12 protein-coding genes are annotated in these 13,473 nt (G+C 63.2%); 3 read left to right on the top strand and 9 right to left on the bottom strand.

Translation table 11 applies throughout. The annotated features are described in order from the left end of the window. Positions 1-390 (top strand): OmpA family protein (locus SAB01S_RS17725; protein ID WP_157078391.1); only part of this gene is annotated, 390 nt, incomplete at its 5' end. Between the two features lie 827 nt (positions 391-1,217). On the opposite strand, the gene SAB01S_RS17720 is transcribed toward SAB01S_RS17725, so the two are convergent. Further along, positions 1,218-2,519 carry a dicarboxylate/amino acid:cation symporter gene (locus SAB01S_RS17720; protein WP_062734665.1) on the bottom strand — a complete coding sequence of 434 codons (1,302 nt, stop codon included), beginning with the start codon at positions 2,517-2,519 and terminating at the stop codon, positions 1,218-1,220. A gap of 151 nt (positions 2,520-2,670) precedes the next feature. Between SAB01S_RS17720 and SAB01S_RS17715 the strand changes: the two genes are divergently transcribed. Beyond that, a complete protein-coding gene (locus SAB01S_RS17715; protein ID WP_062734663.1) occupies positions 2,671-4,038 on the top strand; it encodes a M20/M25/M40 family metallo-hydrolase in 1,368 nt (455 codons plus the stop codon). Between the two features lie 89 nt (positions 4,039-4,127). Here SAB01S_RS17715 and leuA read toward each other — a convergent pair whose 3' ends face one another. From leuA to miaA, 7 genes are all read right to left on the bottom strand, one after another. Then, the gene (gene leuA / locus SAB01S_RS17710) at positions 4,128-5,801 is read right to left on the bottom strand and encodes a 2-isopropylmalate synthase (protein WP_062734661.1); all 1,674 of its coding nucleotides are present in this window, start codon (positions 5,799-5,801) and stop codon (positions 4,128-4,130) included. A 241-nt stretch (positions 5,802-6,042) separates the two neighbouring features. After that, positions 6,043-6,666, bottom strand: coding sequence for a YceI family protein (locus SAB01S_RS17705; RefSeq protein WP_062734660.1), 624 nt, complete (start codon positions 6,664-6,666; stop codon positions 6,043-6,045). 149 nt (positions 6,667-6,815) lie between these two features. Continuing rightward, positions 6,816-7,835, bottom strand: coding sequence for a ketol-acid reductoisomerase (gene ilvC, locus SAB01S_RS17700; RefSeq protein ID WP_062734658.1), 1,020 nt, complete (start codon positions 7,833-7,835; stop codon positions 6,816-6,818). Positions 7,836-8,043: 208 nt separating this feature from the next. Further along, positions 8,044-8,559, bottom strand: coding sequence for an acetolactate synthase small subunit (ilvN, locus tag SAB01S_RS17695; protein ID WP_062734656.1), 516 nt, complete (start codon positions 8,557-8,559; stop codon positions 8,044-8,046). Then, the gene (locus tag SAB01S_RS17690; protein ID WP_062734654.1) at positions 8,559-8,927 is read right to left on the bottom strand and encodes a hypothetical protein; all 369 of its coding nucleotides are present in this window, start codon (positions 8,925-8,927) and stop codon (positions 8,559-8,561) included. Before SAB01S_RS17690 ends, ilvN begins: the two co-directional genes overlap by 1 nt. Before the next feature lie 10 nt (positions 8,928-8,937). After that, positions 8,938-10,689, bottom strand: a complete 1,752-nt coding sequence (locus tag SAB01S_RS17685; RefSeq protein WP_062734652.1) for an acetolactate synthase 3 large subunit — start codon at positions 10,687-10,689, stop codon at positions 8,938-8,940. Between the two features lie 100 nt (positions 10,690-10,789). Next, the gene (miaA, locus tag SAB01S_RS17680; protein ID WP_062734651.1) at positions 10,790-11,740 is read right to left on the bottom strand and encodes a tRNA (adenosine(37)-N6)-dimethylallyltransferase MiaA; all 951 of its coding nucleotides are present in this window, start codon (positions 11,738-11,740) and stop codon (positions 10,790-10,792) included. On the opposite strand from miaA, the gene serB reads away from it, so the two are divergent. Continuing rightward, complete coding sequence (gene serB / locus SAB01S_RS17675; protein ID WP_062734649.1) at positions 11,739-12,617, top strand: phosphoserine phosphatase SerB; 879 nt, start codon at positions 11,739-11,741, stop codon at positions 12,615-12,617. The two genes, miaA and serB, sit on opposite strands and share 2 nt — an antisense overlap. 22 nt (positions 12,618-12,639) lie before the next feature. On the opposite strand, the gene SAB01S_RS17670 is transcribed toward serB, so the two are convergent. After that, complete coding sequence (locus tag SAB01S_RS17670) at positions 12,640-13,392, bottom strand: MauE/DoxX family redox-associated membrane protein (RefSeq protein ID WP_062734647.1); 753 nt, start codon at positions 13,390-13,392, stop codon at positions 12,640-12,642. Positions 13,393-13,473: the final 81 nt, after the last annotated feature.

The following is a 13,473-nucleotide window of genomic DNA, read 5'->3' as shown; positions in this document are numbered from 1 at the left end:
CCCCCGCCGCCGCCTCCGCCGCCCCCGCCGGTTGCAGAGTGCCAGCCGGGACCGTACATCGTGTTCTTCGAATGGGACAAGTCGGACATCACGCCTGACGCCGCCACCATTCTGGACAACGCGGTTTCGGCCTACAGCAGCTGCGGCAGCGCGCAGGTCATGCTTGCCGGTCACGCGGACAAGTCGGGTTCGGCGTCGTACAACGTCGGTCTGTCGCAGCGTCGCGCTGACGCGGTCAAGGCCTACCTCGCTTCGAAGGGTATCCCTGACGGCGTGATGACGACCCAGGCCTTCGGTGAATCGAAGCCCCGCGTCGAAACCGCCGACGGCGTTCGCGAAGTGCAGAACCGTCGCGTGGAAATCACCTACGGTCCGGGCGCAGGCATGTAATCGGATCGTCCCTCCTTCGGGATGGACAGCAAAAAAGAGGGGCCGGTCGAAAGACTGGCCCCTTTTTTGTTGGGGTTGGGGTTGGGGTTGGGGATTTGTTCGGGCGGGGTTCTGGTACGGCAGGGTTTTGGTGTTCTGGGGCGACAGGGGTTCACTTCGCCTTGACGCTGAAATCGGCTCTAGCCGCCGACCGAATTGATCATCCTAACGGTGCACCTATGAGCGGTTGGGCTGTAAAGACAGGCCTTACCGGTCGTGGAGCAATGACGGGACGATCACGCAGCATTGCAAGCTGGTCGGGGCCGTCACAGGCCCAAGCTGTTGCGAACTCCGGATTTAAGATACGGAAAAGGCGGCGATCGGGAAGCCCAATCGGAACCGACTTCACCCTCTCGCCACCTCGGCCCCCGTCCACCATCGAAGATCCGTGACTTGGCCGTGGCGACGAGGGACGTTCTCGATCGCCGTTGCCAGCGGCTCCCCCGTGTTGACAGTCGATATCCGCTTCACCCCACACCACAAGTACGGTTCCCCGGAATGGCCACGGCCGATTCTGAGCGGGAACGCGCAGTTCGCGCTCTGCACGCACCACCCCTATCTTGCGGATAATTGCATCCGATTTGGTATCCGTGCCTGGGTAATCCTGCCGCCATCAGAGCTGCGACGGCCTTAACCTTTGGGGCGGACCCGTCTCCTGCTTCGTCAGACACTATGGTCAACCGAAACGCACACGTGATCGCACCTGGTCAGATGGCATTAGTCTGCCACCGCCCGCACTCTGCCCCCGCACATTTCTGGTATGACTGCTTAGTTGGAGCGATGCCTTATCATTGCAGCACGGCGACGCCCTCACCTTGATAGACCGTTTCGTCCAATATGCCTTCCCGCTTGGCGACGAGGGTTGCGACGAGCACCTGTCCCGCGACATTGACGGCGGTGCGGCCCATGTCGAGGATGGGGTCGATGGCGAGCAGCAGGCCGGCGCCTTCGAGCGGCAGGCCCAGCGTCGAGAGGGTCAGCGTCAGCATCACGATTGCGCCGGTGAGGCCTGCGGTCGCCGCGGACCCCAGGACCGACACGAAGACGATCAACGCATAGTCGATGAAGTGCAGCGGGATTCCGTAGAAGCCGGCGACGAAAATGGCGGCGAGCGCGGGATAGATGGACGCGCAGCCATCCATCTTGGTCGTGGAGGCGAGGGGAATCACGAAGGCGGCATAGCCCTTGTCCACGCCCATGCGTTCGGTGACTGTTTCCGTGACGGGCAGCGTGCCGACCGAGGAACGCGACACGAACCCCAGCTGGATAGCGGGCCAGGCCTTGGCGAAGAAGGGGCCGGGGCGCAGGCCGTTGGCGATCAATAGCGTTGGATAGACGACAAGCAGCACCAGCGCGAGGCCGAGATAGATGGCGGCGGTGAACACGCCAAGCTGGGCGAGCGCGCTCCAGCCATAGGTCGCGATCGCCGTGCCAATCAGCGCGGCCGAACCGATGGGCGTCAGGCGGATGATCCAGCCAAGGATCGCGCGCACGACGGCGAGCAGCGAGCGCACGAAGGCGAGGAAAGGTTCGGCCTTGTCGCCGACCTTAAGCGTGGCGAGGCCCACGACGATCGAGATGACCAGCAGCTGGAGGATATTGAAGGACAGGCTGGTGGTGGCGGCGCCATCGGTGATGCTGGTGCTGCCGGTCAGGGCGAGACTGTTGCCGGGGACGAGGCCCTTGAGGAAATCAAGCCAGCCGCCATAGCTGTCGGGCTTGCCGACGGCGAGTGCGGTGCCGCGCAGACCTGCGCCGGGTTCCAGCAGCAGGCCTATGGCAAGGCCGATGCTAACGGCGATCAGGCTGGTGATGGCGAACCACAGCAACGTCTGCCCGGCAAGGCGCGCGGCATTGTCCAGCGCTTGCAAGTTGGCGATCGACGCCACGATGGCGGCGAAAACCAGTGGTGGCACCACCGCCTTCAACAGCGAGACGAATATGGACCCGGTGGTCTTGAGCGCGGTGGCGAGCCAGTTGAGATCGCCGCCGGGACCGGCCCCCATCTGACGCGCGACGAGGCCAAGCAGCAGGCCGACGACCATGCCGACCAGAACCTGAAACCCGAAACTGCGAAAATTGAGGGCCATGACGCGTTCTTCCTTGGGGCAACCGGGCGTCTATATCGGCAAGCGGCATGGGGATTGCGCGCAAGCAATTCTTTCAGGGGGGTGAAGCTGAGTGATTGGCTGGACCCGATGGCTGTGCCAGACAGGCCTGATCATTTCGGGGAGCAGATATATGGGTTTGGGCAAGGCGTGTCTGGGACTGGCGCTGGCGATGGCGCCGCAGATGGCGCAGGCGGCGGCGGATGCGGGGGTCGCCAAGGACATATTGATGCGGTCGGTCGCGTTTCGCACGGTCCAGGGGGCGGGGCAGGTGCCCAAGCTGGCGGCCTATTATGCCGACATATTGAAAAAGGCGGGCTTTGCCGACGCTGATGTGGTCGTCACGCCGATGGGCGAGACGGCGACTTTCGCCGCGACAATCAAGGGGCGGGATGCGGCGCTCAAGCCCCTGCTGATGATCGGGCATATGGATGTGGTGGAGGCTGATCCCAAGGACTGGACGCGCGACCCATTCGTCCCGGTCGAGGACAATGGCTATATCTTCGGCCGCGGGGCGGAGGACAATAAATATGATGTCGCGATGATGGTCGCGACGCTGGCGCAGCTGAAGAAGGAAGGATGGAAGCCGCGTCGGACCGTGACATTGCTGTTGTCGGGCGACGAGGAAACCGACATGGCGACGACGCGCGCGCTGGCGGCGCAATATCAGGACGCCGAAATGCTGCTGAACGGCGATGGCGGCGGCGGATTGCTGAGCGAGGAGGGCGAACCCGTCCTGTATCAATTGCAGGCGGGCGAGAAGACCTATGCTGATTTCGAGATCGGCTTTACCGATGCGGGCGGCCATAGCAGTGCGCCAACGCCGGGCAACCCCATCTATCGCCTAGCGAAAGCGATCGACCGGATCGCAGCTTTCCAGTTTCCGCTGATGCGCAACGAATTGACCAAGGCGTCGCTGACCCTGTCGGCCGACAGGATCGGTGGCGAGGTGGGTGAGGCAATGCGGCGCTTTGCCGAAACAGGCGATCCGGCGGCGGCAGACATATTGTCGGGCCGCCCGGAATTTGTCGGGCAGGTGCGCACGACCTGCGTCGCGACCATGGCGCAGGCCGGCCATGCACTCAATGCGCTGCCCCAGAGCGCCAAGGTCAGCGTGAATTGCCGGATTTTCCCCGGCGTGGCGATTGAGGATGTGAAGGCGCAGCTTACGAAGGTCGTCAATGATCCGAGCGCCACGATCACGACTTTGGGCGATCCGACCGGCAGCGATGCATCTCCGCTGCGGGAGGATGTGATGCAGGCGGTGCGCGACGCGGTTCTGGCGCGTGCGCCGGGCATTGCGATCATGCCGGGCATGTCGGCAGGGGCCACGGACAGTGTCCATTTCCGCGCGCTGGGGGTGCCGAGCTATGGCGTGTCGAGCCTGTTCATGCGCGCGGAGGATGGCTTTGCCCATGGGTTGAACGAGCGTGTGCCGGTGGCGGGCATCCGGGAATCGCTGGAGCAATGGGACCGGGTGGTCCGGGCGTTGGCGAGGTAGGAGTTTGTCTTCTTAGCTCCGTTCGGTTCGAGCTTGTCGAGAACAGTTCTCGACAAGCTCGAACCGAACGGATGTAGGGAGGTTCGGCCTTATCCCCGCACCGCGATGCCGTTGGCGGCTGACAGGATCGCCTTGACCGAAGCGGTCGCCACGTCGCTGTCCGTGCCGATGCCGAAGACGGTGCGGCCGTCGGGCGTGCGGCATTCGACATAGGCGGCGGCGTTGACGTCGCTGCCCGCACCGATGGCGTGTTCGCTATAATCGGCGATTTCCAGCTGGACGCCAAATTCGTCGCGCAGCGCCGCAAGTACCGAGGAGAGCAGGCCGTTGCCGCGCCCGGAAATGCTGCGTTCGCCGCCCTTGTGACTGATCTTGCCGGTAAAGATGCGATCGCCCGCCTGGCCGCCTTCCTGATAGTCGATGAGGGCATAGGGCTGATCGCCGCTCAGGCAATAATGCGCGTCGAAGGCTTCGCTGATGTCGGCGGCGTTGAGTTCGCGGCTGGAGCTGTCGGCCAGGGCCTGAACGACGCGGGAAAAGTCCGCCTGCATCCGCTTGGGCAGCTTGTAGCCCTTGTCCTGTTGGAGAACCCAGGCGACGCCGCCCTTGCCGGACTGGCTGTTGACGCGGATGACCGCTTCATAGTCGCGGCCCAGATCCTTGGGATCAATGGGGAGATAGGGCACGTTCCAAATCTGGTCGTTGCGCGCTTCCTGCGCGGCAAAGCCCTTCTTGATCGCGTCCTGATGGCTGCCGGAAAAGGCGGTGAAGACCAGTTCGCCCGCATAAGGATGGCGGGGGTGGACCGGCAACTGGTTGCAATATTCGACCGTCTGGATGACGTCATCAATATCGCTGAAATCCAGGCCAGGGTTGATCCCCTGCGTATACATGTTGAGCGCGACGGTCACGAGGTCGCAATTTCCCGTACGTTCGCCATTGCCGAACAGGCAGCCTTCGACGCGATCCGCGCCCGCCATGATGCCCAGCTCGGCCGCCGCGACGCCGGTGCCGCGATCATTATGGGTGTGGAGCGAAATGACGACGCTGTCGCGGCGCGAAATGTTGCGGCAGATCCATTCGATCTGGTCTGCGTAGATATTGGGCGTGGCGCATTCGACCGTGGCGGGCAGATTGAGGATCAGCGGCCGCTCCGGTGTGGGCCGGAGTATCTCCATCACCGCCTCGCAACACTCCAGGCTGAAATCCAGTTCGGCAGTGGAAAAGGTTTCGGGCGAGTATTCGAAATGCCAGTCGGTGTCGGGCTGGGCGGCGGCGTGGTCGCGCAGCAGCTTGGCGGCGTTGACGGCGATTTCGCGAACCTGGCTGCGCTCCATCTGGAACACGATATTGCGCCAGGCCGGCGAAATGGCGTTGTAGACATGCACGATCGCCTGCCTGGCGCCGCGCAGGCTTTCAAAGGTCGTGGCGATGAGGTCGGCGCGCGCCTGTGTCAGCACCTGCGGCATAACGTCGTCGGGGATGGCGCCGCCTTGCACCAGGCCGGAGATAAAATCGAATTCGGTTGCGCCGGCGGAGGGGAAGCCGACCTCAATTTCCTTGACGCCAACCTTGACCAGCAGGTCGAAGAAACGCCGCTTCTTTTCGGCGTTCATCGGGTCGATCAGCGACTGGTTGCCGTCGCGCATGTCGGTCGAGAGCCAGCGGGGCGGCGCGGTGATGACCCGGCTGGGCCACTGGCGATCGGGCAGATCGACCTGGGGGAAGGGGCGATATTTCAGCGAAGGATCGGTCAGCATCATGGGATCGGATATTTCCTGCGGCGGACGCGCCTGTGCGTCCGGGGAGCGACTTGACTGTGATGGATGCCCTTAGGCGGATCAACGCTGCCCTTAGCCGGGAGGCAGCACAAAAGCCACGCCTAAGGGCGTGTAAGTCGTAGCAGGGGAAGGCGCGCGACGCTCTGCATGATGCGCGGTGCATACGCAAAACGGGGCCGACATGCAAGCCGGCCCCGTTTATCGGACATTTTATGTCGCGGCGTTACTGTTTTTCGAAGCCGGCGATGATCTTGAGTTCGATCGCATCGCTGACGATCGGGACGGCATAGCCCATGCCGAAATCAGAACGCTTGATGGTCGTGGTCGCGACGAAGCCGATATTTTCCTTCTTGCTCATCGGCTGGATGCCGGCGCCGTAAAGTTCGACGTCGAGCGTCACGGGCTTGGTCACGCCATGCAGGGTAAGGTTTCCCGTGATTTCAGCGCCGGTCGCGCCGTCAGGCTTGACGCTGGTCGAGACGAAGGTTGCGGTCGGGAATTTCGCGGCATCGAAAAAGTCGGGCTTCATCAGATGCTCGTCAAGCTTGGTGACGCCGGTGCGCAGGTTGGCGACCTGAAATTCCACCGACACCTTGCTGTTGGCCGGGTTCGCCTTGTCGAGGGTGAGAGTACCGGTCGGCTCAGCGATGGTGCCCATATTGTTGGTAAAGCCCATATGGTCCCAGGCAAAGACGACCTGGGTATGGCCGCCATCGACCTTGTAGGTGCCGCCGGTGACTTTCGCGACGTCCTTCGTGCCGGGGGCAGAGGTCGGCATCTGAGCGACGAGGGCGGTGCCGCCGGCCAGCGCGATCAAGGCGGCGGCGGGGATCAGGAATTTCTTCATGGGGACAGACTCTCCGAAATGCTCAAGGGCGCGGCCATGATAAGCCGCGCCCCTGGCAAGTTCCAGAGCCATGAAGCGGAACGGATCGTTTCGATAAAACGCCGGTCCGCTTCACGATTTTCTTCCCACGGATCGGGAAGAGTGCCGGATCAGTTCTTGTCCTTGTCCACCAGCTTGTTGGCGCCGATCCAAGGCATCATCGCGCGCAGCTTGGCGCCGGTTTCCTCGATCGGGTGGCGCTGGGCGGCGATGCGGCTGGCCTTGAGTTCAGGCTGGCCGGCGCGGTTGTCGAGCACGAAGTCCTTGACGAAGCGACCCGACTGGATGTCGGCGAGCACGCGCTTCATTTCCTTCTTCGTTTCTTCGGTGATGATGCGCGGGCCGGTCTTGATATCGCCATATTCGGCCGTGTTGCTGATCGAGTAGCGCATGGTGGCGATGCCGCCTTCATACATCAGGTCGACGATCAGCTTGAGTTCGTGGAGGCATTCGAAATAGGCCATTTCGGGCGAGTAGCCTGCTTCGACCAGCGTTTCAAAGCCGGCCTGAACCAATGCGGTGGTGCCGCCGCACAGCACGGCCTGTTCGCCGAACAGGTCGGTTTCGCATTCTTCGCGGAAATTGGTTTCGATGATGCCGCTGCGGCCGCCGCCCACGCCCGAGGCGTAGGACAGGGCGATGTCATGCGCGTTGCCGGTCGCGTCCTGATGGACGGCGATGAGGCAGGGGACGCCGCCGCCGCGCTGATATTCGCCGCGCACGGTGTGGCCCGGGCCCTTGGGCGCGATCATGATGACGTCGACGTCCTTGCGCGGTTCGATGAGGCCGAAATGGACATTGAGGCCATGGGCGAAGGCGAGCGCGGCGCCGGGGCGCAGATTGTCATGCACGTCGGCGGCGTAGATGGCGGCCTGATGTTCGTCGGGTGCGAGGATCATGAAGACGTCGGCCCAGGCGGCGGCTTCGGCGTTGGGCAGCACCTTGAAGCCCGCGCCTTCGGCCTTCTTGGCGCTCGGAGAACCAGCACGGAGCGCAATGCAGACTTCGGCGACGCCGCTGTCGCGCAGATTTTGGGCATGGGCATGACCCTGGCTGCCATAGCCCAAAATGGCGACCTTCTTGCCCTTGATCAGGCCGATGTCCGCGTCGCGATCGTAATAAACCTTCATGTCTCGTCTCTTCCCGTTCCGATATCCTGCCTCCCCCTGGAAGGGGGAGGATATGAAATCTTGGCTCGGCGAAGCCGTGCCTAGATGAAATTGGAGGGGGTGGATCGGCGCTACATGCCGGTTTCGCTACCCCCTCTCCTAGCTGCGACTAAGTTCGCTTCGCTCACCAAGTCTCGCTACCTCTCCCCGAGGGGAGAGGGAATTTGGATCAAACCGCCTCTTTCCCGCGCATGAGGCCGACGACGCCGGTGCGGCCGACTTCGACAAGGCCGATCTGGCGCATGAGCGCCACGAAATTATCCACCTTCTCGGTCGTGCCGGTGAGTTCGAAGATGAAGCTTTCGATCGTGGTATCCACCACCTTGGCGCGGAACACGTCGGCAAGGCGCAGCGCCTCGATGCGGTCCTCGCCGGTGCCCGCGACCTTGACCAGCGCCAGTTCGCGTTCGACGAAGGGGCCGGCGTCGGTCAGGTCCGTCACCTTGTGCACCGGCACCAGCCGGTCGAGCTGGGCAATGATCTGGTCGATCACCTTGGGCGGGCCGCTGGTGACGATGGTGATCCGGCTGATCGCATGATCGTCGGTGATGTCGGCCACGGTCAGGCTGTCGATATTATAGCCGCGCGCGGTGAACAGGCCGGCGATCCGCGCCAATATGCCCGCTTCGTTCGAAACGGTCAGCGACAAGACATGCCGCTGGCTGAGTTCTTCCTGAATATGCATCAGATGGTTCCGTGATCCTGATGGTCTTCGGCCTGCCCGTCCGGGCCGGGCTTGTCATGGCGCTGCGAAATCATGGCGACGAAGGCGAAATGCCATTCGCCGTCCTGCCGATGGGCAAGGCGTGCGGGGAAGCCCGATACCGCGTCGAACATCCTTTCCAGCCTTTCCCCCACATAGCGGGGAGCGACCAGCAGCGTGCCGATATGCCGCTTGTTGAAATCGAACCCATGGTCGAGATGCACTTCCCATTCCTCATTTTCGGGATCGGCATGGTCCGTCGTCCAGCCGGTCAACTCGGTCGTGCCGGCCTGCCGTTCGAAATCCCATGGCTCCGACACGTGGATGCGGAGCTTCAGATGCTGCGTCACATGCCTGTCCTTACACCAGCGCCTTGGCCTCATCGGACATGATGCCGGCGATCTGGTTGGGATCAAGCAGCATGTCGGTATGCGCCGCGCCCGACGGGATCATCGGGAAACAATTGGACAGCTTGGCCACGCGGCAATCGACGATCACCGGGCCGGGGGTTTCGAGCATCTGGCGGATGCCGCTTTCCAGATCATCCGGACCTTCGATCCGGATGCCGGTCCAGCCATAGGCTTCGCCCAGCTTTACAAAGTCGGGCAGACTGTCGGAATAGCTGTTGGAATAGCGGCTTTCATAGGTCAGTTCCTGCCACTGGCGGACCATCCCCATATATTCATTGTTGAGGATGAAGATCTTGACCGGCAGGCGATATTGGGTCGCGGTGCCCAGTTCCTGGATATTCATCTGAATGGAGGCGTCACCCGCGATGCAGATGGTGATACTTTCGGGATTGCCCATCTGCGCGCCGATTGCCGCCGGAAAGCCATAGCCCATCGTGCCCAGGCCACCCGAGGTCAGCCATTTATTGGGGGCCTCGAACCCGAAATGCTGGGCGGCCCACATCTGGTGCTGGCCCACTTCGGTCGTGATGATGACATCCTTGCCGGTCGAACGGCAGGCCTGATACAGGTCGGCGATCGCGCGTTGCGGCATGATTTCCGGCCCGGTGTCGGGATAGGACAGGCTGCGCTTGGCGCGCCATTGCGCAATGCGGGACCACCAATCGGACAGATCCTGCTGCTGATGCCCGCGCTGTTTCCAGAGCGCGATCATATCGTCGAGCGCGCTGCCGACATCCGCGACCACCGCCAGGTCGACATCGACCGTCTTGTTGATCGAGCTGCGGTCAATATCGATATGGATCTTGCGGCTATTCGGCGCGAAGGCGTCGAGCCGCCCTGTCACCCGATCGTCGAAACGCGCGCCGATGCAAAGGATGAGGTCCGCCTGGTTCATCGCCCAATTGGCTTCATAGGTGCCGTGCATGCCAAGCATGCCGAGCCACTGGTCCGACGAAGCCGGGAATGCGCCCAGGCCCATCAGCGTCGACGTGACCGGCGCGCCGGTCAGGGCCGCGAGTTCGCGCAGCAGCGCGCTCGCCTGCGGGCCTGAATTGATGACACCGCCGCCGGTATAGAGGACGGGGCGTTCGGCCGCGGCCAGCATTTCGACAGCCGCGTCGATCGCAGCGGCGTCCGCCTTGGTCTGCGGACGATAGCTGGCGTGAACCTTGAGTTCCGGGCGCGCATAGGGCGCGGTCGCGATCTGCACATTTTTGGGAATGTCGACAACGACCGGACCGGGGCGGCCGGTGGTGGCGATATGGAACGCCTCATGCACGACGCCGGCCAGCTTCGCCGGGTCCTTCACCAGATAATTATGCTTGCTGCAATGGCGGGTGATGCCGACGGTATCCGCCTCCTGAAAGGCGTCGGTGCCGATCAGTTGCGTGGGAACCTGCCCCGTGATGACGATCATCGGGATGGAATCAAGCAGCGCGTCGGTGATGCCGGTGACGGCATTGGTCGCGCCGGGGCCGGAGGTGACGAGCACGACGCCGGGCTTGCCGGTCGAGCGCGCATAGCCCTCCGCCATATGCGTCGCGCCCTGTTCATGGCGAACGAGGACGTGACGGATCGTGGGGTGATTGTAGAGCGCGTCATATATGGGCAGCACCGCGCCGCCCGGATAGCCGAACACGACTTCGACGCCCAGATCGACCAGGCATTCGACCAAAATGTCCGCGCCGCTCTTTTCGGCCACGATGAAACTCCTCTTGTTGCTGCAAGCCGCCTGTTTGCGCCGGGGTAAGGGCGATGGCAAGGCGCCTGCCTCTAGTGGACATAAAATGGCTGGTCAAGCGTTAATCGTGTAATAAAGTTGCTAATTCCTCAATAATATTGTCATCTAAATATCTCTTCTCGCGTCGCCAGCCCGCCGGGGGCTGGTGCGCGAACCAGGTATATTGCCGTTTGGCATATTGGCGCGTGGCGCGTTGGCCGCGCTCGATCATGGTGTCGCGGTTCATGTCGCCGTTCAGCCATGCGGTGATGTCCGGCACGCCGATCGCCCGCATCACGGGCAGGGCGGGATCGAGGTCGCGCGCGAGCAGGGCCTCCACTTCCGCCACGGCGCCCTGATCGAGCATCTGCACGAACCGCCGATCGCACCGGTCGACCAGCCACGGGCGGGGCGGCAGCAGGATAAGGGGGGCGAGGGCGATGCGATCGCCGATGCCGCCGCTTTTTTGCGCCTGCCATGCCTTGAGCGTGCACCCGGTCGAGCGGATCACTTCGAGCGCGCGGGCCACCCGGGTGGTATCGGCAGGCGCGAGACGCGACGCAGCCTCCGGGTCTTCGTGGCGCAGCGCCTCATGCGCCTGCGCCACGGGCAGGGCGCGGACGGCAGCGCGGATGTCGGGATCAATGTCCGGCACGGGCGCGATCCCGTCGAGCAGGGTGCGCAGATAGAGGCCGGTGCCGCCAACGAGGATCGGAAGCTTGCCCTGGTCATGAGCCGCGTCGATTTCCACGCGCGCGTCGGCTGCCCAGCGCGCCGCCGAGCAGGCCTCCGCGCCGTCGATATGGCCGAACAGGCGGTGCGGCACATCGCCCATCTCCTCCGGCGAAGGTCGGGCGGACAGAATGGAAAGATCGGCATAGACCTGGCTGGCGTCGGCGTTGATGACGATGCCGTTGGCCCGGCGGGCAAGCCGGATGGCGAGCGCGCTCTTGCCGCTGGCGGTCGGCCCGGCAATAAGCGCGACCCGTGGGCGGGATTCGCCGCTGCCTGTTTCTGGTTCGGGAGTAAGCATGTTCGTCGCGACCTTAGTGGCTAGTGGCTCAATGGGGCAGGGGGATATTGCCGAGGCCGCCGACCGGCTGCGCGATGCGGGCTGCGCGCCCAGCGATTGCTGCTGGCTGGACATGGACAAGGCGGCCGACCTGTTTTTCAACGTCGATCCGGCCGCCGCCCGCGCTGCGCTGGCCGGGGCAGGCAAAGGCATCGACGTCATCGTCCAGGCGAGCGAGACGCGCGCCAAGTCATTGCTGATCGCCGACATGGATTCGACCATGATTACCGTCGAGTGCATCGACGAACTGGCCGATTATGCCGGCATCAAGCCGCAGATCGCCGAGATCACCGAGCGGGCGATGCGCGGCGAACTGGATTTTGCCGCTGCGCTGCATGAGCGGGTCGCACTGCTGAAAGGTCTGCCGGATGGCGCCATTGACCGCTGCCGCGCCGAGCGCGTGCGGATCATGCCCGGTGCCAAGGCGCTGGTGCGGACGATGAAGGCGCGGGGCGCGCGGACATTGCTGGTCTCGGGCGGCTTCACGCGCTTTACCGGGCCGGTTGCAGCCGAGATCGGGTTTGATGCGCATGTCGCCAATGTGCTGGAGATCGCCGACGGGGCCTTGCTGGGCACGGTCGAGACACCGATCGTCGACGCTGCGCGCAAGCGGGCCGAACTGGACGCCGCCATTGCAAGTGGTGTCGATCAGGCGCTGACGCTGGCGGTCGGCGATGGCGCCAACGACATTCCCATGATCGAGGGCGCGGGGCTGGGCGTGGCCTATCATGCCAAGCCCAGGACGCGGGAAGCCGCCGCTGCGGAGATCGTCCATGGCGATCTGTCGGTGTTGCTCTATGCGCAGGGCATCGCGTCCGCCCAATGGGTGGTTTCCTAGTCGGACCTGCGGCGCGGGCCGATCAGTGGCCCGGCCCGAACAGCATCCACAGGGCCATCGCCATCATCATCAGATTTTCGGTCAGGGAGACAAAGCCCAGCGGCACATTGCTGCTGCCCCCGACGCAGGCGCATTTGAGTTCCCGCTTGTCGAGATAGACGGCCTTGAAAACGGATATCGCGCCGACGCTGCCAATGAACAGCGCCACCGGGATGGAAAGCCAGTCCAGCACATGCGTCAACATCAGCAGTCCTGCGCCCAGCTCCAGAAACGTGTAAAGTTGACCATAGGGCGGCAGGCGGCGGGCCAGCAGGTCATAGTTCAGGAACATGGTGGAAAATCGGTCCACATCCTGCAATTTCAGCATCGCAAGCAGGACCATGGCGATGGCGATGAATCGCTCCACCGTCACCAGCGACAAGAATGGCAGGCCCGTGAGCCAGTCGACCGCCAGCGCCAGCAGCCCTGCGACCGCGAAAACGGCGAGCACGGGCACATAGCTGGTGGCGTCGGGATCGCGCACCTTGAGGCCCAGATAGCGTCGCAGATCGTCATGGCCGCCGATACGCTGGCCGTCGATGAAGGTCTGAGGCGTCGTCTTGACGCCGTGCTGCGCCTTGAAGGCATCGGTTTCTTCGCGGGTTTTGAGCCAATGATCCTTGACCCGATAGCCATGACGTTTCAGCAACCAGCGGGATTTGATGCCATAGGGACAAATGTGGCTGGGCATCACCATGCGATAGAGGCTGGCGGTTTTGTCTTGGTGCTGGGCCATGGCGCATCCTTGCATTGAGAGGGGATGGATGCTCCCTATATAGGGTCCGTACCATGGTACGGAGTCAAGGCATGGGTCAAA

The organism is Sphingobium abikonense NBRC 16140 (assembly GCF_001598335.1).
Taxonomy (GTDB): Bacteria; Pseudomonadota; Alphaproteobacteria; order Sphingomonadales; family Sphingomonadaceae; genus Sphingobium; species Sphingobium abikonense.
Note: the sequence above shows the minus strand (reverse complement) of the source record. Positions and strands in the feature narration are given on the sequence as shown.

What these genes read in the sequence shown, in the direction of transcription:
- SAB01S_RS17720 (WP_062734665.1), bottom strand. Translation starts at nt 2,519, where the DNA reads ATGGCCCTCAATTTTCGCAGTTTCGGGTTTCAGGTTCTGGTCGGCATG.
- serB (WP_062734649.1), top strand. Translation starts at nt 11,739, where the DNA reads ATGTTCGTCGCGACCTTAGTGGCTAGTGGCTCAATGGGGCAGGGGGAT.
- miaA (WP_062734651.1), bottom strand. Translation starts at nt 11,740, where the DNA reads ATGCTTACTCCCGAACCAGAAACAGGCAGCGGCGAATCCCGCCCACGG.
- SAB01S_RS17670 (WP_062734647.1), bottom strand. Translation starts at nt 13,392, where the DNA reads ATGGCCCAGCACCAAGACAAAACCGCCAGCCTCTATCGCATGGTGATG.
- ilvN (WP_062734656.1), bottom strand. Translation starts at nt 8,559, where the DNA reads ATGCATATTCAGGAAGAACTCAGCCAGCGGCATGTCTTGTCGCTGACC.
- leuA (WP_062734661.1), bottom strand. Translation starts at nt 5,801, where the DNA reads ATGATGCTGACCGATCCTTCGCTGAAATATCGCCCCTTCCCCCAGGTC.
- SAB01S_RS17715 (WP_062734663.1), top strand. Translation starts at nt 2,671, where the DNA reads ATGGGTTTGGGCAAGGCGTGTCTGGGACTGGCGCTGGCGATGGCGCCG.
- ilvC (WP_062734658.1), bottom strand. Translation starts at nt 7,835, where the DNA reads ATGAAGGTTTATTACGATCGCGACGCGGACATCGGCCTGATCAAGGGC.
- SAB01S_RS17705 (WP_062734660.1), bottom strand. Translation starts at nt 6,666, where the DNA reads ATGAAGAAATTCCTGATCCCCGCCGCCGCCTTGATCGCGCTGGCCGGC.